Raw genomic sequence first — 24,919 nt, 5'->3', positions numbered from 1 at the left:
GTCGCGGTGGATTCGACACCGGGTGGGCCTGGGTAGGGTGACCTTGACGGACGGAGGCGATCATGACGGCAGACCACCCCTCGAAGCCGGCCGGTGATCAGCCCGGCAGCTCGCCGGAGCACCACGATTCGGTCCTGCTGGACGAGCCGAGCACGGCCGACCTGCGGGCCAAGGTGACCGAGGCGTGGCGGGAGTTCGCCCGCGCGCTGGCCGAGCGGCTGCGCGCGCTGCCCACCGGGGCGCACGTCGAGCTGACCCTCGACCCGACGGCCTCCGGCACCGGCAACGCCGTCTACTCGATCAGCGTGGACGTGGGCGACGGGGAGCGGGTCTCCGCACGGGCGGTCGGCAACGCCACCCTGCCGCAGGGCTACCGGCTGGACCGGGCCGCCGTCGCGGACATGATCGCGCTGGGCTGGTCGCCGCCGGGCGTGCTCGAGGGCTCCCGGGACCAGTTCGGCCTGGAGGGCTCGACCGCCGACGCCAGCAAGGTGGCCGCGCTGCTTTCCCGCACCCTGCGCGACGTCTACGGCGCCCCGCACCCGGCCTTCCTCGTCTACCTCGTGCACGACGCCGAGGGGGAGCCGCTGCCGGCCGAACCGCTCGGCACCGCGCGCAGCGAGTTCGGCCCGGACCGCGACGTCGAGGCGGACCTCGACGAGGCGCTGGCCGCCGCCGCGAGCGCGCAGAAGAGCGAAGAGGGCGAGGACGTGCTCGCGCTGGAGGAGCGGGTCCGCACCGTCGTGTCGACCATGCTCAAGTCGAAGTCCGACCAGCTCCAGGTGGACTCGGACGGCGACATCAACATCCGGGCCGGCTCGGCGATGGTGTTCGTCCGGGTACGCGACAACCCGCCGCTGGTCGATGTCTTCTCGCCGGTGCTCACCGAGGTCGAGCCGACCGAGCGCCTCTACGTGAAGCTCTCCGAGCTGACCAACCGGATGCCGATCGGCCGGCTCTACTGCGCCGACGACACCGTCTGGGCCTCCATCCCGGTCTTCGGCCGCAACTTCCAGGCCACCCATCTGATGCTCGCGGTGCAGGTGATGACCGGGCTGGCCGACGAGCTGGACGACCGGCTGCACGGCGAGTTCGGCGGCAAGCGGTTCTTCGGCGAGGGCGACAAGCCGAGCCGGCCGGCGGACTCCGAGCACCGGACGGGCATGTACCTCTGACAGTGGTGATGTGGGAGCGGGTCACCCGGCGTCGAGCAGGGTCTTGCCGACGGTGGCCCGGGACTGCATCGCGGCGTGCGCCTCGGCGGCCCGCTCCAACGGAAACCGCTGCCCGATCAGCGGGCGCAGCCGCCCGGCCGCGCCCTCGGCCAACGCCCGCACGGTGAGCGCGCGCAGCTCGTCCGGGCCGGCGGTCGGTCGCAGCAGGGTCACCCCGCGCGCCGTGGCGGTCTCCGTCGGCACGTCGGTCCAGCTACCGGAGGCGAGCCCGAAGCTGAGCATCCGGCCGCCGGGGTCGAGCAGGTCGAACGCCGCGCGGCCCACGTCGCCGCCGACGCCGTCGAAGACGACGTCCACCCCGCCGGTCGCGGCGCGCACCCGGTCGGCCCAGTCGGGCTCCCGGTAGTCGATCACGACGTCGGCGCCCGCTGCCCGGACCAGTTCCGTCTTGCGGGGGCCGCCGGCCAGGCCCACCACCCGTGCTCCCGCGCGCGTGGCGAGCTGGACCAGCAGGCCGCCCACCCCACCGGCGGCAGCCTCGACCAGTACCCGGTCGCCCGGCTTGAGCGAGGCGGCGTCGGTCAGCAGCAGCGCGGTACGGCCGTCGGCGAGCAGCGCCACCGCGTCGTCCAGCGCCAACGCGTCGGGTACCTCGACCGGCGCGGCCCGGTCCACCACGACCCGTTCGGCGTACCCGCCGGAACCGCCGGTGCCGCTGACCACCCGCCGGCCGATGAGCCCGGGGTCCACGTCCGGGCCCACCGCGCCGATCACGCCGCCGACCCCGTTGCCGGGGATCACCGGCAACGGGCCGCGGAACGGCCCGAACCCGGTGGCCCGGAACATCGTCTCGACGAAGGTGAGGTTGACGTGGGCCACCTCGATCAGCACCTGCCCCGGCCCGGGCGTCGGATCGGGCGCCGTTCCCGGCACCAGCACCTCCGGCCCGCCGAACTCCCGCAGCCACACCGCCCGCACGATCCCCCCTCACGCCGCCGTCCGGCCCAGTCGACGACATGAAGTGGGGTTGAGGTCAAGCGCGGGTCAGCCGGCGGACGGCCCGACGCCGGGGGATTCGACCAGGCGGGAGAGCACGATGGTGCTGCGGGTGGAGGTCACGAACGACTCCGCCCGCAGCCGCTCCAGCGCCTCCTCCAGGTGGGCGATGTCGGCGGCCCGCAGGTGCACCAGGGCGTCCGCCTCGCCCGAGACGGTGTACGCCCCGACCACCTCCGGGTGCCGCCGGGCGGCCACCCCGATCTGCGCGGGGGTGGTCCGGCCGGCGCAGAAGAGCTCGACGAAGGCCTCCGTGGTCCAGCCGACGGCGGCCGGGTCGACCACCGCGGTGAAGCCCCGGATCACCCCGGCGGAGCGGAGCCGGTCGACGCGTCTCTTCACCGCCGGAGCGGAGAGTGACACCCGGCTGCCGATGTCGGCGTACGACGCGCGAGCGTCCGCCACGAGCAACGCAATGATTCGCTGGTCAACCGCGTCTATCTGCAACGTTCCGCCCTCAGAAAGCAAGAGTTCTGGCTGTTACCAAAGTTCTACGCTACCTACTCTTGGTCACCGTGAACCAGCAGCGAGTGCCGCGAAAGCGGACATATCTCATGTGCTCGCCCGAGCATTTCGCCGTCGAGTACGCCATCAACCCGTGGATGGACGTCACCACCGCGGTCGACGCGGAGCTGGCGGTCAAGCAGTGGGACCGCCTGCGGGAGACGCTGGTCGGCCTCGGCCACGACGTGCACCTGCTCACCCCCGAGGCCGGGCTGCCGGACATGGTCTATGCCGCCAACGGTGCCTTCGTGGTGGACGGGACGGTCTACGGCGCCCAGTTCAAGCACGAGCAGCGCACCGCCGAGGCCGCCGCGCACCGGGCGTTCTACGAGTCGCAGGGCTGGCGGTTCATCGCGCCGAGCGAGACCAACGAGGGCGAGGGCGACTTCGCGTACCTGCCGGAGGCGCACGGCGGGCTGGTCCTCGCCGGCCACGGCTTCCGCACCGAGCTGCCGGCGCACGCCGAGGCGCAGGAGGCGCTCGGCCGGCCGGTGGTGTCGCTGCGCCTGATCGACCCGCGCTTCTACCACCTCGACGTGGCGCTCGCCTCGATCGACGACGAGAACATCGTCTACTTCCCGGGCGCCTTCTCGGCGGCCAGCCAGAAGGTGCTCACCCAGCTCTTCCCCGACGCGGTGATCGCGGACGACGAGGACGCGATGACCTTCGGCCTGAACCTGGTCAGCGACGGGCTCAACGTCGTGCTCAACAGCGAGGCGACCCGGCTGGCCGGCAAGCTCAAGGCGGCCGGCTACCACCCGGTGCCGGTCGAGCTGGCCGAGCTGAAGAAGGGCGGCGGCAGCGTGAAGTGCTGCATCGCCGAGCTGCGTCACTGACGCCAGCACGGCGTACGCCGAGGGCCGGCCTCCCCGCGGGGAGACCGGCCCTCGGCGCGTACGGGGCCCGGCGCTCAGCCGAGCGTGGCGATCTCGTTGAGCATGACGTTGGACAGCAGCCGGCCGTCGAACTGCACGGTGCGCAGGTACCACCGCTGCTGCGGCGTGCGGGGCTGGTTGAACTGCCACACCCCGCGCGGGCTGTCGATCTGGCCCACCCTGCCGAGGGCCAGGTTGACCTGCTGCGGGGTCGGGTTCGCCCCGGCGATCCGAATCGCCCCGTCGAGCACCTGGGCGGCGTCGTACGAGGCCATCGCGTAGGTGCTGGGCGAGACGTTGAACGTCTTGCGGTACGCGGAGGCGAAGATCCGGTTGGCGTTGTTGTTCAGGTCGGCCGAGTAGTTCGACACGGTCTGGATCGGGCCGGGCAGCAGCCGTTCGGTCTTGTCGTCCACCAGCACCCCGCGTGCCTCGTTGAGCACGCTGCCCTCGGTGAGGAACCCGGGCGCGTAGATCGGCCCGGTGTAGGCCGGGCGGTGCCGGCGCAGCTGCTTGATGAACTGGATGGCCGCGGTGCCGGAGAAGTGGCAGAAGATCGCGGTGGGCCTGCGGTTGAGCGCCTGCCGGATGTCGGAGACGTACTCGCTCTCGTCCGGGTCGGCGGTGGGGTTCGTCCAGACCGGGTCGCCGGCGATCCGCGGGTCGTCGACGCCGAAGCCCTGGCGGAAGCCGTGCACGACGTCGAGGCTGGCGCCGCCCTCCGGGGCGATGATCACCACCCGGCTGCCGGCCGGCAGCCGCTGCTTCAGGTACGCCCCGAGCGCCCGGCCCGGCTCGTCCAGCACGTACGAGGTGCGCCAGATGTAGACCACGCTCTGCAGGCTGACCGGCGAGGCGTTCGACCCGATCAGCGGCACCCGGGCCTTCTCCACGATGTCCCGGATGCCGGACATCACCGTCGGGTTGACCACCCCGGTGAGGGCGAGCACGCCCTGCTTGAGCAGGCCGTTCACGGCCTCCTGACCGGTCTTGGCGTTGTCGCCCTCGTCGGCCTTCAGCAGGGTCACCGGGTGCCCGCCGAGGCGCTGGCCGTGGGTGGCCAGGTAGAGCTCGAAGCCGTTGACGACGTCCTCGCCGATGGTCCTGCCCGAGCCACTCTCAGGGGCGACGAGACCAATTTTGATCGGCGAGCCGGTCGCGGTGGGTTCACCCTCGTCGTCCGTGCCGCAGCCGGCGACCAGCCCGGTGGTACCGAGCGCGGCCAGCAGCTGCAGGGCGCGCCTGCGGTTCATCTGCGACACCAAAATCCTTCCGGAGCGTTGCGGGGCGTCACCGCCCCCTCGGCGTTCTACCTGGTTGGCGACGCTGCGTCAATGGCTATTGATCTTTGTGCAGCGACTGCAACGCAGCTCTGACGCGCGGCCAGGCGGCCGACTCCGGGTCGATGAGCCCGAAGTGCTCGCATTCTGGCACTTCAACGAGGCTCACATCGCCCCCGGCCGCCTTGGCCGTAGCCGCGTAACCCCGGCTGATCGTGACCGGCACCTGCAGGTCCTGGACCCCGTGCACGATCACGATGCGTGTCCGAAGCGGCACCAACTCCCGCGGATCGGCCGCCGCGTACCGGTCCGGGCGTTCCGCCGGGCCGCCGCCGAGCAGCGCGGCCACCGCCCCGCCGTCCAGGTCCAGCCGGTACGCCTCGGCGAGGTCGGCGACCGGGGCCAGCGCCAGCACCCCCCGTACGGTGGCCGGGGCGTGCGCCGCCACGTAGAGCGCGAGGTGCCCGCCGGCCGAGTGCCCGAGCAGCAGCGGTGGCCCGGCGGCCACCCGGCCGGGCAGGGCGCGGGCGGCCAGCGCGGGCAGCGCCGCCACCCCGGCCAGCACGTCGGTGAGGGTGCCCGGCCAGCCGCCGCCCGGCTGCCCGGTCCGCCGGTACTCGAGCTGCGCCACCGGCCAGCCCAGTGCCGCCAGCGCGGTGGCCAGCGGGCCGGTGTGGGTCCGGTCGTACTCGGCGCGCCAGAAGCCACCGTGCAGCACCGCGACCAGCGGTCGGGCCGGGCCGTCCCCGGCGGGACGGCGCAGGTCGACGATCTGATCGGGGTGGTCGCCGTAGGCGAGGGTGAGGTCGGGGGGCGGAGCGGGCCGGGTGAGCACGGCGCGCGGGTCGGCGGGCATGTCGGCGACGGTAGCGCGACCGCCACCGGCCGGGGGGCGTGACCGGTCCCACCGCGTGCGGCTCGCGGGCGTGGGTAAAGATGGGTGCCATGACCGACGCGCACTCCGCTGGACAGAACGACGAGCCGGGCACCGAGGACACCGGGCACGCGGGCACCGTGGTGGTGATCGGGCCCGACGGGCGCCCGGTCGGCACTGTGCAGACCGACGAGCAGGCGGGCGAGGACCCGACCCGCCTGGTCGAGCAGCCGGCCAAGGTGATGCGGATCGGCAGCATGATCAAGCAGCTGCTGGAGGAGGTCAAGTCGGCCCCGCTGGACGACGCCAGCCGGCACCGGATGCGGGAGATCCACGAGCGGTCGATCGTCGAGCTCAAGGAGGGTCTCGCCCCCGAGCTGCGCGAGGAGCTGGAGCGGATCTCGCTGCCCTTCACCGAGGACAAGGCACCCAGCGAGGGCGAGCTGCGCATCGCCCACGCCCAGCTCGTCGGCTGGCTGGAGGGGTTGTTCCACGGCATCCAGGCCGCGCTGGTCGCCCAGCAGATGGCCGCCCGGGTGCAGCTGGAGCAGATGCGTTCCGGCCGGCAGGCGCTGCCGAGCGGTCCCGGCGGGATGGTGCCGGGCATGCCGGGCATCGGCCAGCCGCAGGGTGGCGAGGGGCACCCCACCGGCCAGTACCTCTGACCGGAAGGTCCGCTCAGCCGACCCCGAAGACCTTCTCCAGGTACGCCGCCACGCCGTCGGCGGAGTTCGCTCCGGTCACCTCGTCGGCGATCTCCAGGACGGCGGGGTGTGCGTTGGCCACCGCCACCGCCCGACCGGCCCAGGTCAGCATCGGCAGGTCGTTGGGCATGTCGCCGAACGCGAGCACGTCGCGTTCGTGGATGCCGAGGCGGGCGGCGTACCAGGCCAGCCCGGCCGCCTTGGTCACCCCGGCGGCGGAGATCTCCACCAGCCCGCTGTACGACGAGTGCGTCGCCTCGGCCAGCCCCTGCAGCGCTCCCGCCACCACCCGGACGAAGACGTCCGGGTCCTGCTCCCCGGCCCGGGCCAGCAGCTTCACCGCCGGTAGGGAGTGCAGCTCCTCGGGCGACTCGACGGCCCGGATGGCGTCGTGGTCGGCGTCCCAGCGCAGCGGGTAGTGCGCCTCGTGCCGCATCTGCCGGCTGTCGACGATCTCCACCGCGAAGCTCACCTCGGGGACCGCGGCGCGCAGCCGGCGGGCCACCTCGGCGAGGAGTTCCGGGGCGAGCGGGTCGGCCCGCAGCACCTCGTCGGCGACCGGGTCGTACACCACCGCGCCGTTGGCGCAGATCGCCGGCAGCGGGGCGGCGAGCTGGTCGTACACGAGCTGGAGCCAGCGGATCGGGCGGCCGGTGACCAGCACGACCGGCGTGCCCTGCGCACAGATCCGCTCCAGCACCGTCGCGGTACGCGCGCTGAGCGTCCGGTCGTCGCCGAGCAGCGTGCCGTCGATGTCGGTCGCGACCAGTCGGGGTGTCTCTCCCATCACCGGGAGAGTAGCCGGTCCAGGTAGATCGCGACCCCGTCGTCGTCGTTGCGCAGGGTGATCTCGTCCGCGGCGGCGCGAACCGCGGGGTGCGCGTTGGAGACGGCCACCCGGCCCCAGCCGGCCCAGGCGAACATCGGCAGGTCGTTGGGCATGTCCCCGAAGACCAGCACCTCCGCCGGGTCGACGCCGAGCCGTTCGGCCACCACGCTCAGCCCGGTGGCCTTGTCCACCCCGGGCGGGCAGATCTCGACGAAGCCCAGCCCGGCCTGGGTGAGCGTGGCCACCTGCGGCGGGACGATCCGGCGGGCGGTGGCCAGCAGCTCGTCCACGTGGTGGTCGGCGGTCCGGACGAACGCCTTGATCACGTCGCAGGAGAGGCACTCGGCGCGGCTGCGCGCCTCGAACCGGTCCTGGTACGGCCAGCTCGGGTGGTAGTCGCCCCAGAGCGGCGCGTCCTGCTCGGCGGACGCCTCGACCATCACGGTCAGCGGCCCGACCTCGGCCTCCAGGTCGGCCAGCAGTCCGGCCAGCACCGCACCGGGCAGCCGCTCGTCGCGCAGCACCACCGGGCCGGCCGGGTCGCTCTGGTCCACCACGCAGCCGCCGCCGGCCATCACCAGGAAGTCGGCGGCGCGGATGTCGTTTTGGGTGAGTTCCTTGAGCCGGGGGCCGCGACCGGTCGCGCCGACCACCGGGATGCCGGCGGCCCGCACCCGGTCGAGCACCTGGTGGGTGTACGCGGAGACGGTCTCGTCGCTACGGACGAGCGTCCCGTCCAGATCGGTGGCGATCAGCTTGGGCAGGCCCGGGCGGATCATGGTTCCTCCTTCGCCCGCCGCCGTCGCAGCCAGCCGTTTCGGTCATCGGTGCCTCGACCCGGAGTGACGGCGGGCAGCAACCGTACCTCGCGGTACCGGTCCCGACCACGGCGTTCCGGCGAATCCGGCGCCAACGCCCGGTGACGTCCGGGCCCCGTCCCGGCGGGCGCCCCGGCACCGGCGCGGCCCGGTCGGGACGGCCGGTCAGCCGGCCGACTCCCGACGGGCGAAGGGCACGGTCGGCGTGACGGTGAGGTCGGCCGGACCGTCGTCCTCCGCGCGGCCGGGCCGGCGGTAGTCGACCGGCTCCGCCGCCGGGTCGGTGTCCCCCTCCGACCGCTCGGCCGGCTGCCGGCCGGCGAGCTGGAGCGCGGCCCCGGCCAGCGCGGTCGCCACGAAGGCCATCACCAGGCCCCGCCCGTAATCCACCCGGAAGCCGTCCTCGGACGAGTAGAACAGGGCCCGCTGTCCGGAGTTGTCCAGCGAGAAGGCGGTCGCCGTCAGCAGCGCCAGCAGCCCGCCGGCCACGGCCAGCCCGGCCAGCCGCGCCTCCCGCCGGACGGCCGGGCCGCCGCGCAGGGCCAGCGCCGTCACGGCGGCGAGCAGCAGCAGCCCCACCAGGTACGCGACCCCGAAGCCGTCGACCTCGGCCACCCCGCCGGGCACCCGGACGGTGACGTTGCCCTCCGGGCCCCCGTTGGGCAGCGTCATCACCAGCCACTCGCCGACCAGGGAGGCCATCGCGGCGACCGCGCCGAGGACGGCCAGCACCAAGGGCAGCCGGCGGTCCCGGCCGAGCCCGCCGAGGGCGCGTCCCCACCGTCCGGCCGGGGCGGGGGACGGCGAGCCCCACTCGACGACGGCCGTGCCGTCGGAGCGGTCCTCCTGTCGCGGGACGGGGAGATCCTCAGACATCGGCCACCTTCCGCCGTCGCGGGCCTGAACCGCATCATGACACGCCCGGCGGCGCCGGTCGGGGCACGACGTGGCGGCGGTGGGTACGCCGGGGCGGTCGCCCGACGGGGCGGTTTCGGTTAGCGTCGGGTGCATGCCTATCCGTACCGCATCCGCACATTGGCAGGGCAACCTCACCGAGGGTTCCGGGACCGTCCGCACCGGCAAGGGCGGACTCGAGGGGAACTACTCCTTCAAGTCGCGTTTCGAGGAGGGCGAGGGGACGAACCCCGAGGAGCTCATCGGCGCCGCGCACGCCGGCTGCTTCTCGATGGCGCTCGCCAAGCAGCTCGCCGACGCGGGCGCCACCGACCCGTCGGTGGACACCACTGCCAAGGTCCACTTCGACAAGACCGACGCGGGCATGTCCGTGACCCGGATCGACCTGGAGACCGTCGGCCGGGTGCCGGGCATGGACGAGGCGCAGTTCACCAAGCTGGCCGAGGCGGCCAAGGAGAACTGCCCGATCTCGCGGCTGCTCTCCCCGGGCGCGCAGATCAGCCTCTCCGCCCGCCTGGCCTCCTGACCCCGACCGGTCGTACGCGACGGAAAGGGTGCCGGACCGGCACCCTTTCCGTCGCTCTGCGCGGATCTTGACCGGGCGGTTCGCCCGGCGTCGGGGACAATGGACGGCGTGGCGGTCGAGATGAGCCGGGAACGCTTCGAGGAGCTGGTCGGGGAAGCCCTCGACGAGGTGCCCGAGGAACTGCTCGGGCTGATGAGCAACGTGGTGATCCTGGTCGAGGACGACCCGCCGCCCGGCGAGGACCTGCTCGGCCTCTACGAGGGGCACGCGCTCACCAGCCGGGGATGGGACTACTCCGGTGTGCTGCCGGACCGGATCCTCATCTACCGCCGCCCGATCCTGCGCATCTGCGACAGCGAGGACGACGTGGTCGACGAGGTGGCGGTGACCGTGGTCCACGAGATCGCCCACCACTTCGGCATCGACGACGACCGCTTGCACGCCCTGGGCTGGGGCTGACGGTCCTGCTCGGCGGCCCCGCCCGGCCGATGCGACCGGTTGCGCTGGTCACCTACCCTCCGGTGAGACACACCCCGAACCAGGAGGAAACCGATGCGCAGCGCGCTGTTCTCCGCGGAGAACCTCGAGAAGGAGTCCGCCCAGCCCGGCATGCGGCTGCAGAACTCCAAGATGCTGAAGATCGAGCTGAACGGCGAGGCCATGGCCCGGGTCGGCTCGATGGTCGCCTACCAGGGGCAGGTGCAGTTCCAGGCGCTCGGCTCCGGTGGCATCGGCAAGTTCATCAAGCAGCGGCTGACCGGTGAGGGTGTGCCGCTGATGAAGCTCAGCGGCCAGGGCGACGTCTTCCTCGCCGAGCTGGCCAAGGACGTGCACATCATCGACCTGGAGCCGGGCGACGCCCTCTCCATCAACGGCTCCAGCGTGCTGGCCTTCGACTCGACCCTGTCGTACGACATCAAGATGGTCGGCGGCGCGGGCATGGCCTCGTCGTCCGGCCTGTTCAACTGCGTCTTCAGCGGCCACGGCCGGATCGCTATCACCACCAAGGGCACCCCGGTGGTGCTCAACGTCGACGCTCCCACCTACGTCGACCCGCAGGCCGCCGTTTGCTGGTCGGCCAACCTCCAGACCGGCTACCACCGCGCCGAGCAGCTCGGCCTGGGCACGCTGCTCGGCCGCAGCACCGGCGAGGCGTTCACGATGAGCTTCGCCGGTCAGGGCTTCGTGGTGGTGCAGCCCTCCGAGGAGCCGCCGGTCATGGGCAGCGGCACCCAGCAGCAGCAGCAGGGTGGCCTGCTCGGCGGCCTGCTCAGCTGACCGGGCCGGCGGGGTGCCCGGTCGGGTGCCCCGCCGGGTCAGCTCAGCTCGCCGGCCCGCAGCCGGGCCAGCCAGGCCGCCGCGTCGGCGTAGTCGGCGTCGGAGAGCCCGGCGGGCGCCGGGACCGGCCGCTCGGCCGCCCCGTCGACCCAGCGGTGCCGGGGGTACGACCCGAGGAAGCGCACGTCGGCGCAGACTCGGCGCAGCCCCTGCAACGCCTCGCCCATCCGTACGTCGGCCACGTGCCCGGTGCAGTCGAGGAAGAAGACGTACCGGCCCAGCGCCTCACCCGTCGGGCGGGACTCGATCCGGGTCAGGTTGACCCCGCGTACGGCCAGCTCCATCAGCACCGACAGCAGGGCGCCCACCCGGTCGTGGGCGATGTACACGGCGAGCGAGGTGACGTCGTCCCCGGTGGGGGGCGGCGGCGGGCCGGGGCGGGACACCAGCGCGAACCGGGTCACCGCGTCGGGGTGATCGGCGATCTTGTCGGCGAGCACGGCCAGCCGGTGCCGGCTGGCCCCGATCGGGGCGCAGATCGCCGCGTCGTAGTCACCGGCGGCCGCGCCGGCCGCCGCCGCGCCGTTGGAGAGCACGTCGACCACCACAGCGTCGGGCAGGTGGTCCCGCAGCCAGTTCCGGCACTGGGTGGAGGCCTGCGGATGGGCGGCCACGCTGCGGATCGCGCCGAGCATGGTGCCGGGGCGGGCGCCGAGCACGAACTCGACCGGCAGGATCACCTCCCGGGTGATCACCACCGGGTCCCCCTCGGCCAGTTCGTCCAGGGTCACCCCGACCGCCCCGCCGATGGAGTTCTCCAGCGGCACCAGGGCCGCGTCGGCGTCCCCCGCCCGGACGCTCTCCAGCGCCTCGCCGACGCTGCGTGCCGGCGTACGGCTGCCGTGCTCGGCGGCGGGCACGGTGCGCAGCGCCTGCTCGGCGAAGGTGCCCTCGGGTCCGAGGTAGACGTAGCGGGTCGGTGGTGTACCGGGCATGTCGCCCAGCCTACGCACCGGGTACCGCCCCCGTGCCGGCGTCGCAGGCCAACGTCCGGATGCCGGGCGGCGCGACGGTCCGCACCTCGATCGAGCAGACGTCGGTCCCGGCGGTGACCAGGCGCAGCGCGGTGGACTCGGTACGGGTGACCACCTGGAGTTCCTCGTGCCCGGTCACGGCCAGTACGGTGTACTGCCAGTCGGCCGCGCAGAGCGGCCCCTGGCTGGCCCGCACCGACACGCCCCGGGGGAGCACCCGGCCGCGCAGCAGCCCCACCACCCGGTCGGCGGAGGGCCGGCCGGCGCAGGCGACGGCGACCAGGCCGGGCGTGGGGCTGGGCGTCGGCGGAAACGTCGGCGCGATGCCCAGCGGCGGGGTCACCGGCGGGGCGGCGGTCGGCGCCGCGGGGGTGACGAGCGCCGGCCGGGAGCTGGTGGCCGGCGCGGGGGCGGGTTCCGACGGGGCGCCGCAGGCGGCGAGCGGCACGACGGCGAGCAGTACACCGGCGACGACCAGCCGGCGGGGTGGGGTGCGGTGCGGTGCGTCAGGCGGCACGGACCGGTCCTCGGGGGGATCGAGCCTCGGGTGGCATCGGGTCGTGACGGCCGGGGGTGGCCGAGCCCATCGTAGGAGGATCCGGCGGCGCGGTGAAGGTCAGCGCAGCACCCGGTGCCCGGCCCGTTCCAACGCACCGGTCGCCTCGCCGAGGCGTACCGCCGGGACCAGCACGTGGTCGGTGTCGTAGGTGGAGAACGCGACCACGCTGACCCGGGCCTCGGCGAGCGGGTCGACCAGGGCGGCGAGGGTGCCGGTGAGCGCGAGGCCGACCGGCCCGACCACGCGCAGGCACCGCCAGTCGGTCTCCACGTCGGCCTGCGCGGGCGCCCGGCTGGCGGGGCAGATGACCGAGATCCCGTCGGCCGTCCAGCTCACCGTGACCACGTCCGCGACGCCCGGGTCGGCCCACAGGGCGGGGGGCAGGGAGGTGCCGGCGGCCAGCCGGCACACGGCGTACTCCCCCGGGAGCAGGGCGACATCGAGCATGAGGGCACCCTACGGCGTCGGTGCCGGCCCGCCCCAGCATCGCGGCGTGCGGCGCCCGCCACACCTCGGACGAAGGTCAGATCTCGGAGAAGAAGGTGAGTGAGCCGGCGACCGAGCCGTCGGTGAGCACCGGGGTGGAGATGGCGTCGACGGTGGCGTCGGGCACGTCCTCGCCGGCGGGCTGGACCCGGAGCAGGCCCCGGGCCAGCCGGCCGGAGTGCAGGGCGAGCAGCGGCGGGATCTTGTCGGTCTCCTGCTCGGTCAGCTCGCCCCGAGCGGCGGTGAAGTCGAGCAGCCGCAGGCCGCCCTCCAGCAGCGGCAGGCCCACCACGTCCTCCGGCGCGCCCAGGCACAGCAGGTCGCAGCCGGCGGACGAGATCGCCACCACCCGGGTGTCCGCGTCGATCAGCAGGCAGGGCTCCTCGGCGTGGGAGACCATGGCCGACCACTGCCCGACGTTGTCGGACCCCGGCTCTGTCGGTGTCCGCGACGCCGGCGCGAACACTTCGGAGAGCGAGAGTTCGACGTGGGCCACCGAGCCTCCTATGTACACCGACGGTCTGTCCACGCTAGCCGGTCGCCGCGGCGGTCGCTGTACCGCGCTGCTGTCACCGGCCGCCGGTGACGATCGGATGCCCGGAACGACCGGGCGGCCGGCGACGGCGCGGACCTTGGGTGACCTCGGTGAACACCGGGTCGCGTGGCGTCGTCGGTGACGTTACCGGCGGGCGGCCGGCTTGTCAGCGGCCGTTCGGCCCTCGTCGTACCACCGGTAGTCGGCGGCGGGACGGTACGTGCCGTTGAGCCACGTCTGCGGCTGCTGCGCGACCCGGGACAGCTTCTCGGCGGTGGCCGGGCTGATCCGGTTGCCCCCGGCGACGAGGAGCCGGTCCAGCTCCCGGTGGGTCGCCATGAGGCAGTCCTTGGGCAGGCCGTAGACGCTGATGACGCCGGAGCCGACGAAGGTCAGCACCGGCGTCACCGGGATCGGCAGCCCGACCGCGTCGGAGAGGGCCTTGCTCGCCCGCTTGGCGTCGCGCCGGGCCTCGGCCACGTACGGCGGCCGCTTGCCGTTGATCTGGACGACGTCCCCGGCGACCAGCACCCGGGCGCGCCCGTGGTCGGCGATGCTCACCGCGAAGAGCCCGCTCGGGCCGATGGCGAGGAAACCGGCCCGGTCGTCCTGGCCGCGGTCGAGCAGCACGTCGGCGACGTCCGTGCGCGGCCACTCGATGACGTGCCAGGCGGGGCCCAGGTGGTCGAGCTGACCGAGCGCGCGCGCCCCGGCGGCCTCCAGCCGGCGCGCGCCGCGCTCCGCCCGACGGCGGCGGGCCCACTCCAACGGGGTCGGGCGGGCCGGCTCCAGCGCCGACGGCGCCTCGGCCCGGGGGTGCGGCACCGCCACGGGCGGCAGTGCCCGGGTGGGTACGGCTCGACGAGCGGGAAAGACAGTCATCGCGACCTCCGGCAAAAGGTCCCTCGAAGTTATGTCCTCACTACCCTACGTTGCCATCCCCCGGGTACGGCAAGTTGGAGCGCCGGAATGAGTGCGGATGAATGCCATATTCATCCACACTTCTCTCCCGAACACCCTTCGCGCCTGCCCTACGCTGCGAGGGTGACCCACTACGTGGACAGCGAGGTCGGTCGGCTCGGCACGGTGCTGCTGCACCGCCCCGGGCCCGAGCTGGCCCGGCTCACTCCCCGCAACAACGACTCGTTGCTCTTCGACGCTATCCCATGGGTGGGACGGGCGCAGGAGGAGCACGACGCCTTCGCGGCGGCGTTGCGCGGGCGCGGCGTGGAGGTGCTCTACCTCGCCACCCTGCTCGCCGAGACCCTGGCCGTCCCCGACGCGCGGGCCGAGTTGACCGAGGTGGTGCTCCGCTCGCCCCGGCTCGGCGACACGCTGCGCCGCCGCGTCGCCGATTACCTCGCCTACCTCGATCCGGCGGCGCTGGCCGACGTGTTCATCGCCGGGCTCGCCCACGAGGAGGTGCGGATCAGCCCGGAACGCCCCGGCGGGCTGGTGTGGACGCTGATGGACCGGCACGACTTCGTCATCGATCCGCTGCCCAACCTGCTCTTCACCCGCGACTCGTCACTGTGGATCGGTGACCGGGTCGGGGTCACCAGCCTCGCCATGCCGGCCCGCCGGCGGGAGTCCACCCTGACCGACGCGATCTACCGCCACCACCCACGCTTCGTCGGCACCCAGGCCGTCTACCACCCGGAGCTGGAGCACCTGGAGGGTGGTGACGTGCTGCTGCTCGCCCCCGGCGTGCTCGCGGTCGGGGTGGGTGAGCGGACCACCCCGGCCGGCGCGGAGCGGCTGACCCGGCAGGTCTTCGCCGCCGGACTGGCGCACACCATCCTGGTGGTGCCGATCGCCCAGGAACGCGCCACCATGCACCTCGACACGGTCTGCACGATGGTCGACGCCGACGCGGTGCTGATGTACCCGAACATCGCCAGCAGCCTGTCGGCGTACACGGTGATCGCCGGGCCGGACGGCGAGCCGCGGGTGGACGGCCCCGCGCCGTTCCTGCGCGCCGCCGCCGACGCGATGGACCTCGACCAGCTCCGGGTGATCGACACCGGGCTGGACCCGGTCACCGCCGAACGCGAGCAGTGGGACGACGGCAACAACACCCTCGCCCTGGCACCCCGGCTCTGCGTCGGCTACGAGCGCAACACCGAGACCAACGCCCAGCTCGAACGGGCCGGCATCGAGGTCATCCCGATCGCCGGTTCCGAGCTGGGATCGGGTCGGGGCGGCCCGCGCTGCATGTCCTGCCCGCTGGTCCGCGAGCCACTACGGCGGCCCTGACCCGGCTTCCGGGCCGGTCACGCGGGCCCGGAAGCGGCCGGTCGAGCGTGGGTCAGCGCAGGGTGAGCTGGCGGCCGAGCAGCCCCTGGCGGGCCCGCCGCCCGGCGGCGTCCAGCGGCTCCTTCTCCTCCAGCATCTCGGCGTACCGCTCGGCGAAGGCGCTCGCCGGCGCCTCCCAGTCGGCGGCCGGGACGTCCTCGGGCAGGTCCCAGACCGGCACCAGCCGGCCCTGCGCGCGGAACATGCCGGCGAAGCGGGTGCCCTCGCCCAGGGTCAGGGTGCCGGCGGCGGAGAGCCGGGACAACGCGTCCAGCGCGGTGTCCTCGTCCTCCGGCAGCACCCAGCGCACGTGCGCCTTCTCCGGCACCTGGCACCAGTAGGCGGCCCGGGCGGCGGCGAGTCGTACGGTCGGGTAGATCGCGGCGTTCGCCCGCTCCAGCGACGCCTGCACCGACGGGTCGTCGGCCGCGCCCGGGTCCAGCCAGAAGTCGAAGCCGTCGTGCATGGTGATCTCCAGCGGGCCGTCCACCAGCACGTCCTGCAGGCGCGGCCCCGGACCCGGCAGCGGCGGCACGGTCACCTGGCCGCCCGGCTCGGTGCGCAGCGCGCAGAGCAGCGCCTCGGCCAGGTCGCGGGAGACGTCACCGGACTGCTGGTGGCGCTGCAACCCGATGAAGACCCGCCCGTCCGGCTTGGTCATCGCCGGGGCGGCCATCGGCAGCACGGTGGCAAGCGTGACCGGGCGGTCGCCGTACTCCTCGACCAGCTCCGGGGTGAGCCGCAGCGGCGCGGAGGCGGCCGGCACCAGCTCGCGCAGGGCGATCCACTCCGGCTCGTCCGCCAGTCCCTCGAAGGGACGGGGGACGAAGATGTCGCGGACCTTCTCCCGGCGGGGGGTCGCTTCGACGGCGCGCTGGTTCTTTCGACGCTTGCTCACGGCGAGACAGCCTAGAGGCCCGGCCGGGACGGTGTGGGGAGGACCCGCCCCCGGGGCCGGCTCAACCGGCGACGACCAGGTCCGGTCGGGCCGAGCCGGTTGGGTCGAACTCGGCCCAGACGCTCTGGCCCAGGCCGTCCCGGTCGACTCCCCAGCGGCTGGCCAGGCCGGCGACGATGTGCAGGCCACGGCCGTCGACGGCGTCCGGGCTGGCCGCCCGCATCCGCGGGCCGGCGGGCGCGCCACCGTCGGTCACCCGGATCGACACGGTCGGGCCGCCCGGCGTGGGCCGCAGCCGCCAGGCCACCCGGACCACCCCGCCGGGCAGCGGGTCGGCGTGCCGGACGGCGTTGCCCACCAGCTCGGCCAGGACCGCCACCAGGTCGGCCAGCAGGACCGGGGGCACGACCTCGGCGAGTTCGTCGGCGAGCCGGTGCCGGGCCAGCCGCGCTCCGGTGGCGTGGTGGGGAACCACCACGCACCACGAACGTTCGACCGCGTGCGTCGACACCCTCGCTCCTTCTCGCCCCGTCCCCCGGTGCCCCGCGCAGGTCATCCCCGGGGCAGCCGCACCTCTGCGACGGTACCGCCACCGTTCCTCGGCCGGAGGGATACCCATCCATTCTGCTGTTCAACGATCCGGCGGACGAGATAGAGGCCGAGCCCGGCGCCGGGATAGCCCCGCCGGTCCCCGGACTCGCCCTGCCAGAACCGGTCGAAGGCGCGTTCCACGTGCTCGGGCCGGATGCCGATGCCCCGGTCGCTGACCCGGAACAGCACGGTCTGCCCGTCGGTGCCGACGGTGACCTCGATCGGCGACTCCGGCGGCGAGTACTTGGCGGCGTTGGTGCCGAGCTCGGTCAGGACGGTGGCCATGCTGTGCCGGTCGCCGAGCGCCTTGGGCAGGTCGGCCGGCAGGTCGAGGACGAGCCGGTGGCGCAGGTCGGCGGGGAGGTCCGGCACGGTGGCGCGCAACGCCTCGCCGAGGTCGAACGGTACGGCCGGCTCACCGCCGGGCCGGCCGTCGATGGCCGAGGAGAGCAGGCGGTCGATCAGCCGGGCCAGTTCGTTGGCGCGCTGCCCGATGATGCGGGCCGCCTGCCGGCGGTCGGTGTCGGTCAGCGACTCCCAGTGGTCGGTGAGGGTGTCCGCGTACCCCTTGATCACGGTGACCGGGGTGCGCAGCTCGTGGCTGGTCACCGCGACGAAGAGGTCGCGCTCGGAGTCGCGGCGCTGCTGGTCGGTGATGTCGCGGAAGGTGACAACTCGCTGGGTGCCGGGCCCGGCCAGTTCCCCGGAGGTGATCCGCAGCCAGCGCCCGTCCGGCATCTGGTGGTCGAGCACCTGGCCGGACGGGGGGAGCGGGAAGGGCAGCGGCCGGTTCAGCGCCTCGGCGGAGGAGCGGCCGGTCACCTGGGCGGCGGCCGGGTTCCAGAGCCGCACGTGCCCCTCCCGGTCGACCACGGCCAGACCGTCGGCGAGCGCCGCGACCACCGGGCCGTCGCCGTGCACCGGCAGGCCGCTCTGGTCGCCGTACATGTGGGCGATGCAGGCGGCCACGTAGCCCAGCACGGCCTGCCCATCCGGGTCCGCGGCGTCCTCGCCGTCGGCGTAGAGGGCGTGCAGGCTGCCGACGGTCAGCCCGCCGATCTCGGCGCGGGCCCCGATCATCCGGCGCAGCCCGCGGGCGGCCAGCTCCCCGGCGAGCTGCCCGGGAAGGTGGTCCACCCGGACCTGCCGGACCCGGGGGCCGGCGAGCAGGCAGACGGTCACCGGGTCGGACGCCGGCAGCGGGCGGCCGATCATCCACTTGGCGTTGCCGCTGGCCGCGATGACCCGGCCGCCGGTCGGGGCGAACTCGACGAAGGCCACGCTGGCCGCGCCCACCGCCGAGCGGGCCACCCGGAGCAGCTGGGTGAGGACGGGCAGGCCCGCGTCTCCGGAATTGATCATCTCGATCACCGCGCTGTGGCCGGTGACCAGGGCGGCGAGATCAGTACGCTCCGGCATGTCCCGAGTGTGCCCCCTCGGGCGGAGTTCGGGCAGCCCCGTCCGGTGGGCCTCACCGGCCCAGCCGGGCCAGCGTCCGCGCCGGTCGGTCGGTGATCACCCCGTCCACCCCGGCGGCCAGCACCAGCTCCAGGTCGTCCGGCTCGTTGACGGTCCAGACGTACACCTGGTGGCCGGCGGCCCGCAGGGCGGGCACCAGCTGCGGGCGGGCCCGGACCAGGCCGATGCCGGGCCCGGCGATCCCGGCGCCGAACGGCAGCCGGCCGAGTCGCAGCCAGCGCGGCAGCACCTCCAGCAGCAGCACCGTGGGCAGCGTCGGGGCCAGCTCCCGGACCCGGCGTACGGCCAGCGGGGAGAAGGACATCACGGTGACCCGTACCGGGGCGTCCGGGCCGGGTTCGGCGAGCCCGTACCGGCGCAGCAGCGCGACCAGCCGGCGCTCGACGTCGCCGCCATAGCGGGACGGGTGCTTCGTCTCCACCAGCAGCCGGACCGGCCGGCCGGCGGCCAGTACGGCCTCCAGCAGGCGTTCCAGCGTGAGCAGCCGGGTGTGCGAATCGTCCAGCACCTCGTCACCGTCGGCCGGTACGCAGCCCGGATGCCAGGAGCCGAAGTCGAGCAGCTCCAGCTCGGCGAGGGTACGGGCGCTGACCAGCCCGCGTCCGTTGCTGGTCCGGTCCAGCCGGCGGTCGTGCACGCAGACCAGGTGCCCGTCGCGGGTGAGCCGGACGTCGCACTCCAGCCCGTCGGCGCCCTCGTCCAGGGCCCGCAGGTACGCCGCGAGGGTGTGCTCGGGCAGGTCGGCCGACGCGCCGCGGTGCGCGAAGACCAGCGGATCGCCCATGGTGCCGGCGCTCAGATGACCCGGCCGGGCTGCCCGTCCCCGCCGACCACCGGCCGGCCGACGGCCTCCCACTGGCGCATCCCGCCGTCGGCGTTGCGCACCTGCTCCCAGCCGTTGTTGAGCAGGTAGCCGACGACCTGGGCGGAGCGCCCGCCGGAACGGCAGATCACCGCGACGTCCCGGTCGGTGGGCACCTCGGCCAGCCGGGCCGGCAGTTCCATCATCGGCAGATGGTGGGCGCCGGGGGCGTGGCCCGCCACCCACTCGTCGTCCTCGCGGACGTCCAGCAGGTAGGTCTCGTCGTCGATCTCGGTCACGGGAACGCTGGGTACCTGGGATCCGAACACGGGTAGCAGCCTAGATCCTCGCCGGCGGCATCGGCACGGGCCGGGCCGGTACGCCGGCTCACAACCGGGTGACCCAGCGCGCGTTGGCCGCCGCCCAGCCCGGCACCCGCTCGCCGCGTACGGCGTCGAAGAGGCCGTTGCCGCCGTTGTCGAGCACCACGTAGGAGATCCCGTCGATGGTCTCCGGGTACGACGGCACCTGCACCCCGCTCAGCTGCTCCGCCGGCAGCGACCGGAGGGCCATCAGCAGGTCCTCGACGGGTACGCCGTTGGTGTCCAGGGTCAGCGTGCCGCCGACCGCGCGCAGCACCCGGTCCAGCTTGACCGGGTCGCCGCGCAGGTCCGTCTCGCCGGCCCGCTCCAGCACCGCGCGCAGCATCTGCTGCTGGTGCCGCTGCCGGTCGTAGTCGCCGCCGGGCAGGCCGTAGCGCTGGCGCACGTAGTCCAGCGCCCGGGCGCCGTCCATCTGCTGGCATCCGGCGGCGAACACGGTCCCGGTGTGGATTGACCGGACCTCGGTGTCCACGCACATCCGGATCCCGCCGAGCAGGTTGATGACCTGCTTGAAGCCGGCGAAGTCGACCAGCGCGGCCCCGTCGAAGCGGATCCCGGTGAGCCGGGCCAGGGTGGAGGAGAGCAGTTGGGCCCCGCCCCGGCCGGCCCCGCCGTGCTCGTACGCAGCGTTGATCTTGTCCTGGCCGCCGTGGTAGCCGTTGGTGCCGCCGGGGGGAATGGCCACCAGCAGGTCGCGCGGGACGGAGATCAGGTAGCCCTGCCGCATCCCGGGCGGTAGATGCACGATGAGGATGGTGTCCGAGCGCTGGTCGGGCCCGTCGGTGGCGCCCCGCCGGTCGCTGCCGACGAGCAGGTAGTTCAGCCCTTCGGAGAGGTCGGTGCGGGGCTGCCGGGCGTCCTGGGCGAGCAGTTGCTCCCGGGTGATGGTGCGCTCGTACCGCGCGGTGAGTGCCTTGATGCCGACCACGGCGACGACGGCGACCAGCACGAGGGCGAGTCCGACCCGGAGCAGGACCCTCGGCCAGCGGGTGGGCCGGCGGCCGGGTGGTGGTCCGTCCAGCCCTCGGTCGGACTTCGCTGACCTGGCCGTGACGCCCTCCCCGTGGCCTTTACGTGAGACATGCTCACTTCAGGCTACGGGTCGGTCACTGCGCCCGGGGTTGGTTTCGCCGTGGCTGCCGGCCGGTCATCGGGGCTAGCTGCGGGTGGAGAGGACCGCCGGGTTGGCGTACACGAATTCGCCCAGCTTGTCGTTCTTGACCGCCCGGAACATCTCCAGCGTCTGCGGGCTGAGCGCCTCACGGTTGTTGCCGTTGTCGTTGAACTTGCCGCCGTTGGTGCGCAGCATCGTCAACTCGTTGGCGCTGACCCCGCGCAGGGTGTAGATGAAGTTGGCGACCGTTGCGTCGCCGACGTCGAGGATGAAGGCCTTGCCCGCCGCCCGGATCAGCTGGTTGACCTTGATCGGGTTGGTCAGCATGCCCTTCTCGGTGGCCTTGCGGGCCATCGCCTTGATGAGCTGCTGCTGGTTCTGCTGCCGGTCGTAGTCGCCGCCGGGCAGGCCGTAGCGCTGCCGGGAGTAGTCCAGCGCCTCGAGGCCGGACATCTCGCGGCAGCCCTTCTTGTAGACCACCGGGGTCATCGGCCGGCCGGTCTTCTTGGCGTCCGCCTTCCACATGTGCTTGCCGTCGACCATCACCGTGTGGATCGACTGCACCTCGTGCTTGACGCAGATCCGGACGCTGCCCAGGGTTTCGATGACGCCCTTGAACCCGCCGAAGTTGATGATCGCGGCGCCGTCGAAGCTGATCCCGGTCATGTTCTTGATGGTCTGGGCCATCAGCTGGGCGCCGCCCTCCCAGCCGCCGCCGTTGCGGGCGCCGGCCTGGAACGCCGCGTTGATCTTGTCGGTGCCACCGGCGTAGCCGCTCTTCTTGAAGGCGGGGATCTGCGCCTCGGTGTCCCGGGGGATCGAGATCATGTACGCCTGGTCGTGGCTGGCCGGGATGTGCAGCACGATGATGCTGTCCGCCCGGACGTCGTCCGCGGCCCAGCGCTCGCGGGCGTCCACGCCCAGCAGCAGCATGTCGATCGGGCCGTCCAGGTCGGCGCCGCCCTCGGCGTCGGTCTTGCCCGCCCCGCCCAGCAGGTTCTTCTGGGCGATGTTGCCGGTCGCCTGGCTGATCAACGCCTTGCTGCCGACGATGGCGATGCCGCTGGTCATCATCAGCACGGCGCCGAAGATCACCGTCAGGCGGGCCCAGAGCGGGTCCTTGCGCTTGGTGCGCTTCCCGGCGCCGCCGGTGCGCCGCCCGCTCCGGCCGCCCTGGGACGGAATCGTTGTCGACGCCCGTGCGTAGGGGTCGGAATCCAGCGACGTCGGGCGGGGGCTGGTCTGAACCGGCATGCATGCTCCAGCTCGCGTGGTCGGGGGGCGGGACCACTCTACGTACCGCTTCCCGTCAAGGCGAGATCGTCAGACGCTCAATTCCTGGATATCCCGACACATGCGACGGCAATTCAACCGAACGGATGAGTCAATACGCCTGGTCGGTGGTTGGCGGCCGATGATGGAACCAGACGTGAGCGCACCTCTGATGACGTCCGTCGAAATGTGCCGGCAACACCGGCCGCCGCCACCGGCCCTCGTCGGTCCGCTCGCGACGGCCGGGAGGTCCGGCCGCCCGGGGGGAACCGGGTCACTTGCCCTTGGTGTCCGGGTCCTGGTTGGCCGCCACCCAGGCCGCCATCGTGTCCGCCGACATCGCCTTGTACATTGCCAGCGCCTTCGCCCGGTCGGAGACCACCACCGACTCGCCGTTGATCGTGTCGCTGCCCGTGTTCGGGCTGGTGATGAAGGTCAGGTTCTCGCCGCGCAGGCTGCGGAACTGCACACCCATGTCGACCAGCGAGAAGCCGTTGTCGACGGTCACCGCGTCGGTGACCGACTGGAGGAAGGCGTTCAGCTTCTTCGGATTGGCCAGCGTGCCCGTGCTCGCCGCCTTGTCCATCAGCGCGCGCAGGAACTCCTGCTGGTGGCGCATCCGGGCGAAGTCGCCATCCGGGAACTGCTTGCGCTGCCGGATCCAGTCCAGCGCCGTGGCGCCGTCCATGTGCATGGTGCCCTTGGTGAACTTCCGGTACGGCTTGTGGATCGAGGTGATGCTCCGCTCCACCTTGAGGTCCACCCCGCCGAGCGCGTCGGTGACCTCCTTGAAGCCGCCGAAGTCGATCGCCATCACGTGGTCGATCCGGACGTCGCTGAAGCACTCCACCGTGCGGACCGCCAGCGGGAGGCCGCCGAACGCGAACGCCGCGTTGATCTTCGCGCGCCGCCCGGAGTCGCACTCCGCGCCGGCGCTCTCGGGGATCGGCACGTACAGGTCACGGGGGATGGAGACCAGGTAGGCCGACTTGTGGTCGGCCGGGATGTGCATGACGATGATCGTGTCGGCCCGCCACTGGCTCTGCTTGTCCACCGGCGCGTCCGGGTCGCGCGAGTCCGAGCCCACCAGCAGGATGTTCAGCGCGCCGTTCACCGCCTTGGCCGGCCGCCCGCCGGTGATCTCCGAGAACGGGTCCGTGCGGGCCAGGTCCTTGTCGAGGTTGTCGGTGTAGACCCACGCCCCCAGGCCGCCGAGCAGCGCCAGCACCAGCACCGCCACGCCGGCCACCAGGCCGATCCGTCCCCAGCGCGGGCGGGGGCCACGCCGGCCGGGGCCACCGGGACCGCCCGGCCCCGGCGGCGTGCCGGGTCCGCCCGGGCCGCCGGGCCCGCCGGAGCGGGGGCGCTCCTCGTCGTACGACGGGTACCACTGCGTCTCGGACGGCCGGGCGCGCCCGGCGGCCCGGTCGGGACCGGGGACCGCGGCGCGTCCGGCGCTCCGGTGCAGGTACGGAAGCGGGACGCCGGCTGACGATGTGGCGGACATGCGATTCAGCGTACGTATGCCGGTCGAGCGTTGCCCGAAGGCGAACGCCGCGTCGCGCCCCGCGTGCCGGGCGGAGCGCTACCCTAGCCGCGCCCGGAAGTGGTCGATCGTGCGTCGCAGTCCGTCTTCGGGCGCCACGGTGGGTTCGTATCCCAGCAGCTCCCGGGCGAGGGTGAGATCAGGTCGCCGCATCTCCGGATCGTCCGCACTGCGCGTGATGTACGTCACCTCGGAACTGCTTCCGCAGAGTGACACGATCGTCTCGGCGAGTTGCCGCATGCTCATCTCGTGCTCGGTGCCGCAGTTGATCGGCCCGGTCTCGGTCGAGTCGAGCAGCAGCAGGATGCCGCGCACCAGATCGTCGACGTAGCAGATCGAGCGGGTCTGGTTGCCGGTGCCGTGCACGGTGATCGGCTCGCCGCGCAGCGCCTGGGAGATGAAGGTGGGGATGGCCCGGCCGTCGTCGGGGCGCATCCGCGGGCCGTACGTGTTGAAGATCCGGACGATCGCCGCGTCCAGCCCCTTGCTCCGGTGGTACGCCATGGTGGCCGCCTCGGAGAAGCGCTTCGCCTCGTCGTAGACGGCGCGCACCCCGATCGGGTTGACGTTGCCCCAGTACGTCTCGCGCTGCGGGTGCTCCTTCGGATCCCCGTACGCCTCCGAGGTGGAGGCCATCAGGAACCGGGCGCCGTCGGCGAGCGCGCGCTCCAGCAGGTGCAGGGTGCCCGCCGAGCCGACCCGGAGGATCTCCACCGGCAGCTTCTCGAAGTCGGTCGGGCTGGCCGGGGAGGCCATGTGCAGGACGGCGTCGAACCGCTCGGCCAGCGCCGGGTGGGCCGGCAGCCCGTCGGAGATGTCCGCCTCGACCAGGGCGAAGGACGGGTTGTCCAGCAGGTGCGCGACGTTGTCCTTCGAACCGGTGACGAAGTTGTCCAGCGCGACGACCTGGCAGCCGCGCCCGACGAGGGCGTCGACCAGGTGGGACGGCACGAAACCGGCGCCGCCGGTGACCAGGACGCGATGACCGCTGCCGAAACGCGGGGCTACCTTCATGCCGGCCAGCCTACTAAGGGTGCGCCCCGGATACGGCGCGGCATGCGGGAAGGGGCCCCGGCGCGGCACGCGCTCCG

General features: G+C 73.2%; 28 protein-coding genes. 7 read left to right on the top strand and 21 right to left on the bottom strand.

The features are described 5' to 3' along the window. Positions 1-62 precede the first annotated feature (62 nt). The gene (locus KBX37_RS01820; protein ID WP_210773904.1) at positions 63-1,175 is read left to right on the top strand and encodes a hypothetical protein; all 1,113 of its coding nucleotides are present in this window, start codon (positions 63-65) and stop codon (positions 1,173-1,175) included. Positions 1,176-1,196: 21 nt separating this feature from the next. On the opposite strand, the gene KBX37_RS01815 is transcribed toward KBX37_RS01820, so the two are convergent. Both KBX37_RS01815 and KBX37_RS01810 read right to left on the bottom strand, forming a co-directional pair. Then, positions 1,197-2,153, bottom strand: a complete 957-nt coding sequence (locus KBX37_RS01815; RefSeq protein ID WP_210773902.1) for a zinc-binding dehydrogenase — start codon at positions 2,151-2,153, stop codon at positions 1,197-1,199. Positions 2,154-2,219: 66 nt separating this feature from the next. Continuing rightward, positions 2,220-2,678 carry an Lrp/AsnC family transcriptional regulator gene (locus tag KBX37_RS01810; RefSeq protein ID WP_210773900.1) on the bottom strand — a complete coding sequence of 153 codons (459 nt, stop codon included), beginning with the start codon at positions 2,676-2,678 and terminating at the stop codon, positions 2,220-2,222. A 59-nt stretch (positions 2,679-2,737) separates the two neighbouring features. Here KBX37_RS01810 and ddaH point away from each other — a divergent pair, with 59 nt between their 5' ends. Further along, a complete protein-coding gene (ddaH, locus tag KBX37_RS01805; RefSeq protein ID WP_348529428.1) occupies positions 2,738-3,571 on the top strand; it encodes a dimethylargininase in 834 nt (277 codons plus the stop codon). A gap of 74 nt (positions 3,572-3,645) precedes the next feature. Here the strand turns inward: ddaH and KBX37_RS01800 are convergent, their stop codons facing one another. Together KBX37_RS01800 and KBX37_RS01795 are read right to left on the bottom strand one after the other, a co-directional pair. Continuing rightward, positions 3,646-4,872 carry an ABC transporter substrate-binding protein gene (locus KBX37_RS01800; protein ID WP_210773898.1) on the bottom strand — a complete coding sequence of 409 codons (1,227 nt, stop codon included), beginning with the start codon at positions 4,870-4,872 and terminating at the stop codon, positions 3,646-3,648. 76 nt (positions 4,873-4,948) lie between these two features. Further along, positions 4,949-5,746: a S9 family peptidase gene (locus KBX37_RS01795; protein WP_210773896.1), complete on the bottom strand. Its 798-nt coding sequence runs from the start codon at positions 5,744-5,746 to the stop codon at positions 4,949-4,951. Positions 5,747-5,826: 80 nt separating this feature from the next. On the opposite strand from KBX37_RS01795, the gene KBX37_RS01790 reads away from it, so the two are divergent. Then, positions 5,827-6,429, top strand: coding sequence for a bacterial proteasome activator family protein (locus KBX37_RS01790; RefSeq protein WP_210773895.1), 603 nt, complete (start codon positions 5,827-5,829; stop codon positions 6,427-6,429). A 13-nt stretch (positions 6,430-6,442) separates the two neighbouring features. Here the strand turns inward: KBX37_RS01790 and KBX37_RS01785 are convergent, their stop codons facing one another. The 3 genes from KBX37_RS01785 to KBX37_RS01775 form a co-directional block, all read right to left on the bottom strand. Beyond that, positions 6,443-7,255 (bottom strand): HAD family hydrolase, encoded by an 813-nt coding sequence (locus tag KBX37_RS01785; protein ID WP_210773893.1) that lies wholly within the window; start codon positions 7,253-7,255, stop codon positions 6,443-6,445. After that, a complete protein-coding gene (locus KBX37_RS01780) occupies positions 7,255-8,076 on the bottom strand; it encodes an HAD family hydrolase (protein WP_210773890.1) in 822 nt (273 codons plus the stop codon). The genes KBX37_RS01785 and KBX37_RS01780 overlap by 1 nt, the downstream gene beginning before the upstream one ends. A gap of 204 nt (positions 8,077-8,280) precedes the next feature. Then, entirely contained in the window at positions 8,281-8,991 is a 711-nt protein-coding gene (locus tag KBX37_RS01775; RefSeq protein ID WP_210773889.1) for a hypothetical protein, read from the bottom strand. A gap of 133 nt (positions 8,992-9,124) precedes the next feature. Here KBX37_RS01775 and KBX37_RS01770 point away from each other — a divergent pair, with 133 nt between their 5' ends. The 3 genes from KBX37_RS01770 (at position 9,125) to KBX37_RS01760 (ending at position 10,834) form a co-directional block, all read left to right on the top strand. Beyond that, positions 9,125-9,556 carry an OsmC family protein gene (locus KBX37_RS01770; RefSeq protein ID WP_210773888.1) on the top strand — a complete coding sequence of 144 codons (432 nt, stop codon included), beginning with the start codon at positions 9,125-9,127 and terminating at the stop codon, positions 9,554-9,556. Between the two features lie 99 nt (positions 9,557-9,655). After that, positions 9,656-10,015 carry a metallopeptidase family protein gene (locus KBX37_RS01765; RefSeq protein ID WP_210773887.1) on the top strand — a complete coding sequence of 120 codons (360 nt, stop codon included), beginning with the start codon at positions 9,656-9,658 and terminating at the stop codon, positions 10,013-10,015. Between the two features lie 93 nt (positions 10,016-10,108). Further along, positions 10,109-10,834, top strand: coding sequence for an AIM24 family protein (locus tag KBX37_RS01760; protein ID WP_210773886.1), 726 nt, complete (start codon positions 10,109-10,111; stop codon positions 10,832-10,834). 38 nt (positions 10,835-10,872) lie between these two features. Here KBX37_RS01760 and pheA read toward each other — a convergent pair whose 3' ends face one another. The 5 genes from pheA to KBX37_RS01735 form a co-directional block, all read right to left on the bottom strand. Then, entirely contained in the window at positions 10,873-11,829 is a 957-nt protein-coding gene (gene pheA / locus KBX37_RS01755; protein WP_210773885.1) for a prephenate dehydratase, read from the bottom strand. A 10-nt stretch (positions 11,830-11,839) separates the two neighbouring features. Continuing rightward, on the bottom strand, positions 11,840-12,385 hold the full coding sequence (locus KBX37_RS01750; protein WP_307848914.1) for a hypothetical protein: 546 nt from the start codon (positions 12,383-12,385) through the stop codon (positions 11,840-11,842). Between the two features lie 99 nt (positions 12,386-12,484). Next, entirely contained in the window at positions 12,485-12,874 is a 390-nt protein-coding gene (locus KBX37_RS01745) for an ACT domain-containing protein (protein WP_210773883.1), read from the bottom strand. A 76-nt stretch (positions 12,875-12,950) separates the two neighbouring features. Continuing rightward, entirely contained in the window at positions 12,951-13,409 is a 459-nt protein-coding gene (locus KBX37_RS01740; protein ID WP_210773881.1) for a PAS domain-containing protein, read from the bottom strand. 183 nt (positions 13,410-13,592) lie between these two features. Next, positions 13,593-14,330 (bottom strand): hypothetical protein, encoded by a 738-nt coding sequence (locus KBX37_RS01735; RefSeq protein WP_088959739.1) that lies wholly within the window; start codon positions 14,328-14,330, stop codon positions 13,593-13,595. A gap of 162 nt (positions 14,331-14,492) precedes the next feature. On the opposite strand from KBX37_RS01735, the gene KBX37_RS01730 reads away from it, so the two are divergent. Further along, positions 14,493-15,704 carry an arginine deiminase gene (locus KBX37_RS01730; protein WP_210773876.1) on the top strand — a complete coding sequence of 404 codons (1,212 nt, stop codon included), beginning with the start codon at positions 14,493-14,495 and terminating at the stop codon, positions 15,702-15,704. A gap of 52 nt (positions 15,705-15,756) precedes the next feature. Here KBX37_RS01730 and KBX37_RS01725 read toward each other — a convergent pair whose 3' ends face one another. From KBX37_RS01725 to KBX37_RS01685, 9 genes are all read right to left on the bottom strand, one after another. Further along, complete coding sequence (locus tag KBX37_RS01725) at positions 15,757-16,641, bottom strand: DUF5926 family protein (protein ID WP_210773875.1); 885 nt, start codon at positions 16,639-16,641, stop codon at positions 15,757-15,759. A 61-nt stretch (positions 16,642-16,702) separates the two neighbouring features. Next, a complete protein-coding gene (locus KBX37_RS01720; RefSeq protein ID WP_374103633.1) occupies positions 16,703-17,119 on the bottom strand; it encodes an ATP-binding protein in 417 nt (138 codons plus the stop codon). A gap of 74 nt (positions 17,120-17,193) precedes the next feature. Continuing rightward, positions 17,194-18,651, bottom strand: a complete 1,458-nt coding sequence (locus KBX37_RS01715) for a PAS domain-containing sensor histidine kinase (protein WP_210773870.1) — start codon at positions 18,649-18,651, stop codon at positions 17,194-17,196. A 52-nt stretch (positions 18,652-18,703) separates the two neighbouring features. Continuing rightward, positions 18,704-19,495 (bottom strand): glycerophosphodiester phosphodiesterase family protein, encoded by a 792-nt coding sequence (locus KBX37_RS01710; protein WP_210773867.1) that lies wholly within the window; start codon positions 19,493-19,495, stop codon positions 18,704-18,706. Between the two features lie 11 nt (positions 19,496-19,506). Continuing rightward, entirely contained in the window at positions 19,507-19,842 is a 336-nt protein-coding gene (locus KBX37_RS01705; protein ID WP_088959745.1) for a rhodanese-like domain-containing protein, read from the bottom strand. Positions 19,843-19,900: 58 nt separating this feature from the next. Next, entirely contained in the window at positions 19,901-20,845 is a 945-nt protein-coding gene (locus KBX37_RS01700; protein WP_210773865.1) for an LCP family protein, read from the bottom strand. Between the two features lie 207 nt (positions 20,846-21,052). Further along, the gene (locus KBX37_RS01695; protein WP_210773863.1) at positions 21,053-22,264 is read right to left on the bottom strand and encodes an LCP family protein; all 1,212 of its coding nucleotides are present in this window, start codon (positions 22,262-22,264) and stop codon (positions 21,053-21,055) included. A 292-nt stretch (positions 22,265-22,556) separates the two neighbouring features. After that, positions 22,557-23,789 carry an LCP family protein gene (locus KBX37_RS01690; RefSeq protein ID WP_210773862.1) on the bottom strand — a complete coding sequence of 411 codons (1,233 nt, stop codon included), beginning with the start codon at positions 23,787-23,789 and terminating at the stop codon, positions 22,557-22,559. Positions 23,790-23,867: 78 nt separating this feature from the next. After that, positions 23,868-24,842, bottom strand: coding sequence for an NAD-dependent epimerase/dehydratase family protein (locus KBX37_RS01685; RefSeq protein WP_154941169.1), 975 nt, complete (start codon positions 24,840-24,842; stop codon positions 23,868-23,870). Positions 24,843-24,919 lie beyond the last annotated feature (77 nt).

This window comes from Micromonospora sp. U56 (assembly GCF_018070095.1).
Taxonomy (GTDB): Bacteria; Actinomycetota; Actinomycetes; order Mycobacteriales; family Micromonosporaceae; genus Micromonospora; species Micromonospora purpureochromogenes.
This window is presented reverse-complemented; position numbering and strand designations above follow the sequence as displayed.

Excerpts from the sequence above, each read along its gene's own strand:
- KBX37_RS01820 (WP_210773904.1), top strand. The coding sequence starts at position 63 with ATGACGGCAGACCACCCCTCGAAGCCGGCCGGTGATCAGCCCGGCAGC.
- KBX37_RS01795 (WP_210773896.1), bottom strand. The coding sequence starts at position 5,746 with ATGCCCGCCGACCCGCGCGCCGTGCTCACCCGGCCCGCTCCGCCCCCC.
- KBX37_RS01790 (WP_210773895.1), top strand. The coding sequence starts at position 5,827 with ATGGGTGCCATGACCGACGCGCACTCCGCTGGACAGAACGACGAGCCG.
- KBX37_RS01785 (WP_210773893.1), bottom strand. The coding sequence starts at position 7,255 with ATGGGAGAGACACCCCGACTGGTCGCGACCGACATCGACGGCACGCTG.
- KBX37_RS01780 (WP_210773890.1), bottom strand. The coding sequence starts at position 8,076 with ATGATCCGCCCGGGCCTGCCCAAGCTGATCGCCACCGATCTGGACGGG.
- KBX37_RS01775 (WP_210773889.1), bottom strand. The coding sequence starts at position 8,991 with ATGTCTGAGGATCTCCCCGTCCCGCGACAGGAGGACCGCTCCGACGGC.
- KBX37_RS01770 (WP_210773888.1), top strand. The coding sequence starts at position 9,125 with ATGCCTATCCGTACCGCATCCGCACATTGGCAGGGCAACCTCACCGAG.
- KBX37_RS01765 (WP_210773887.1), top strand. The coding sequence starts at position 9,656 with ATGGACGGCGTGGCGGTCGAGATGAGCCGGGAACGCTTCGAGGAGCTG.
- KBX37_RS01760 (WP_210773886.1), top strand. The coding sequence starts at position 10,109 with ATGCGCAGCGCGCTGTTCTCCGCGGAGAACCTCGAGAAGGAGTCCGCC.
- pheA (WP_210773885.1), bottom strand. The coding sequence starts at position 11,829 with ATGCCCGGTACACCACCGACCCGCTACGTCTACCTCGGACCCGAGGGC.
- KBX37_RS01745 (WP_210773883.1), bottom strand. The coding sequence starts at position 12,874 with ATGCTCGATGTCGCCCTGCTCCCGGGGGAGTACGCCGTGTGCCGGCTG.
- KBX37_RS01735 (WP_088959739.1), bottom strand. The coding sequence starts at position 14,330 with ATGACTGTCTTTCCCGCTCGTCGAGCCGTACCCACCCGGGCACTGCCG.
- KBX37_RS01715 (WP_210773870.1), bottom strand. The coding sequence starts at position 18,651 with ATGCCGGAGCGTACTGATCTCGCCGCCCTGGTCACCGGCCACAGCGCG.
- KBX37_RS01710 (WP_210773867.1), bottom strand. The coding sequence starts at position 19,495 with ATGGGCGATCCGCTGGTCTTCGCGCACCGCGGCGCGTCGGCCGACCTG.
- KBX37_RS01695 (WP_210773863.1), bottom strand. The coding sequence starts at position 22,264 with ATGCCGGTTCAGACCAGCCCCCGCCCGACGTCGCTGGATTCCGACCCC.
- KBX37_RS01690 (WP_210773862.1), bottom strand. The coding sequence starts at position 23,789 with ATGTCCGCCACATCGTCAGCCGGCGTCCCGCTTCCGTACCTGCACCGG.
- KBX37_RS01685 (WP_154941169.1), bottom strand. The coding sequence starts at position 24,842 with ATGAAGGTAGCCCCGCGTTTCGGCAGCGGTCATCGCGTCCTGGTCACC.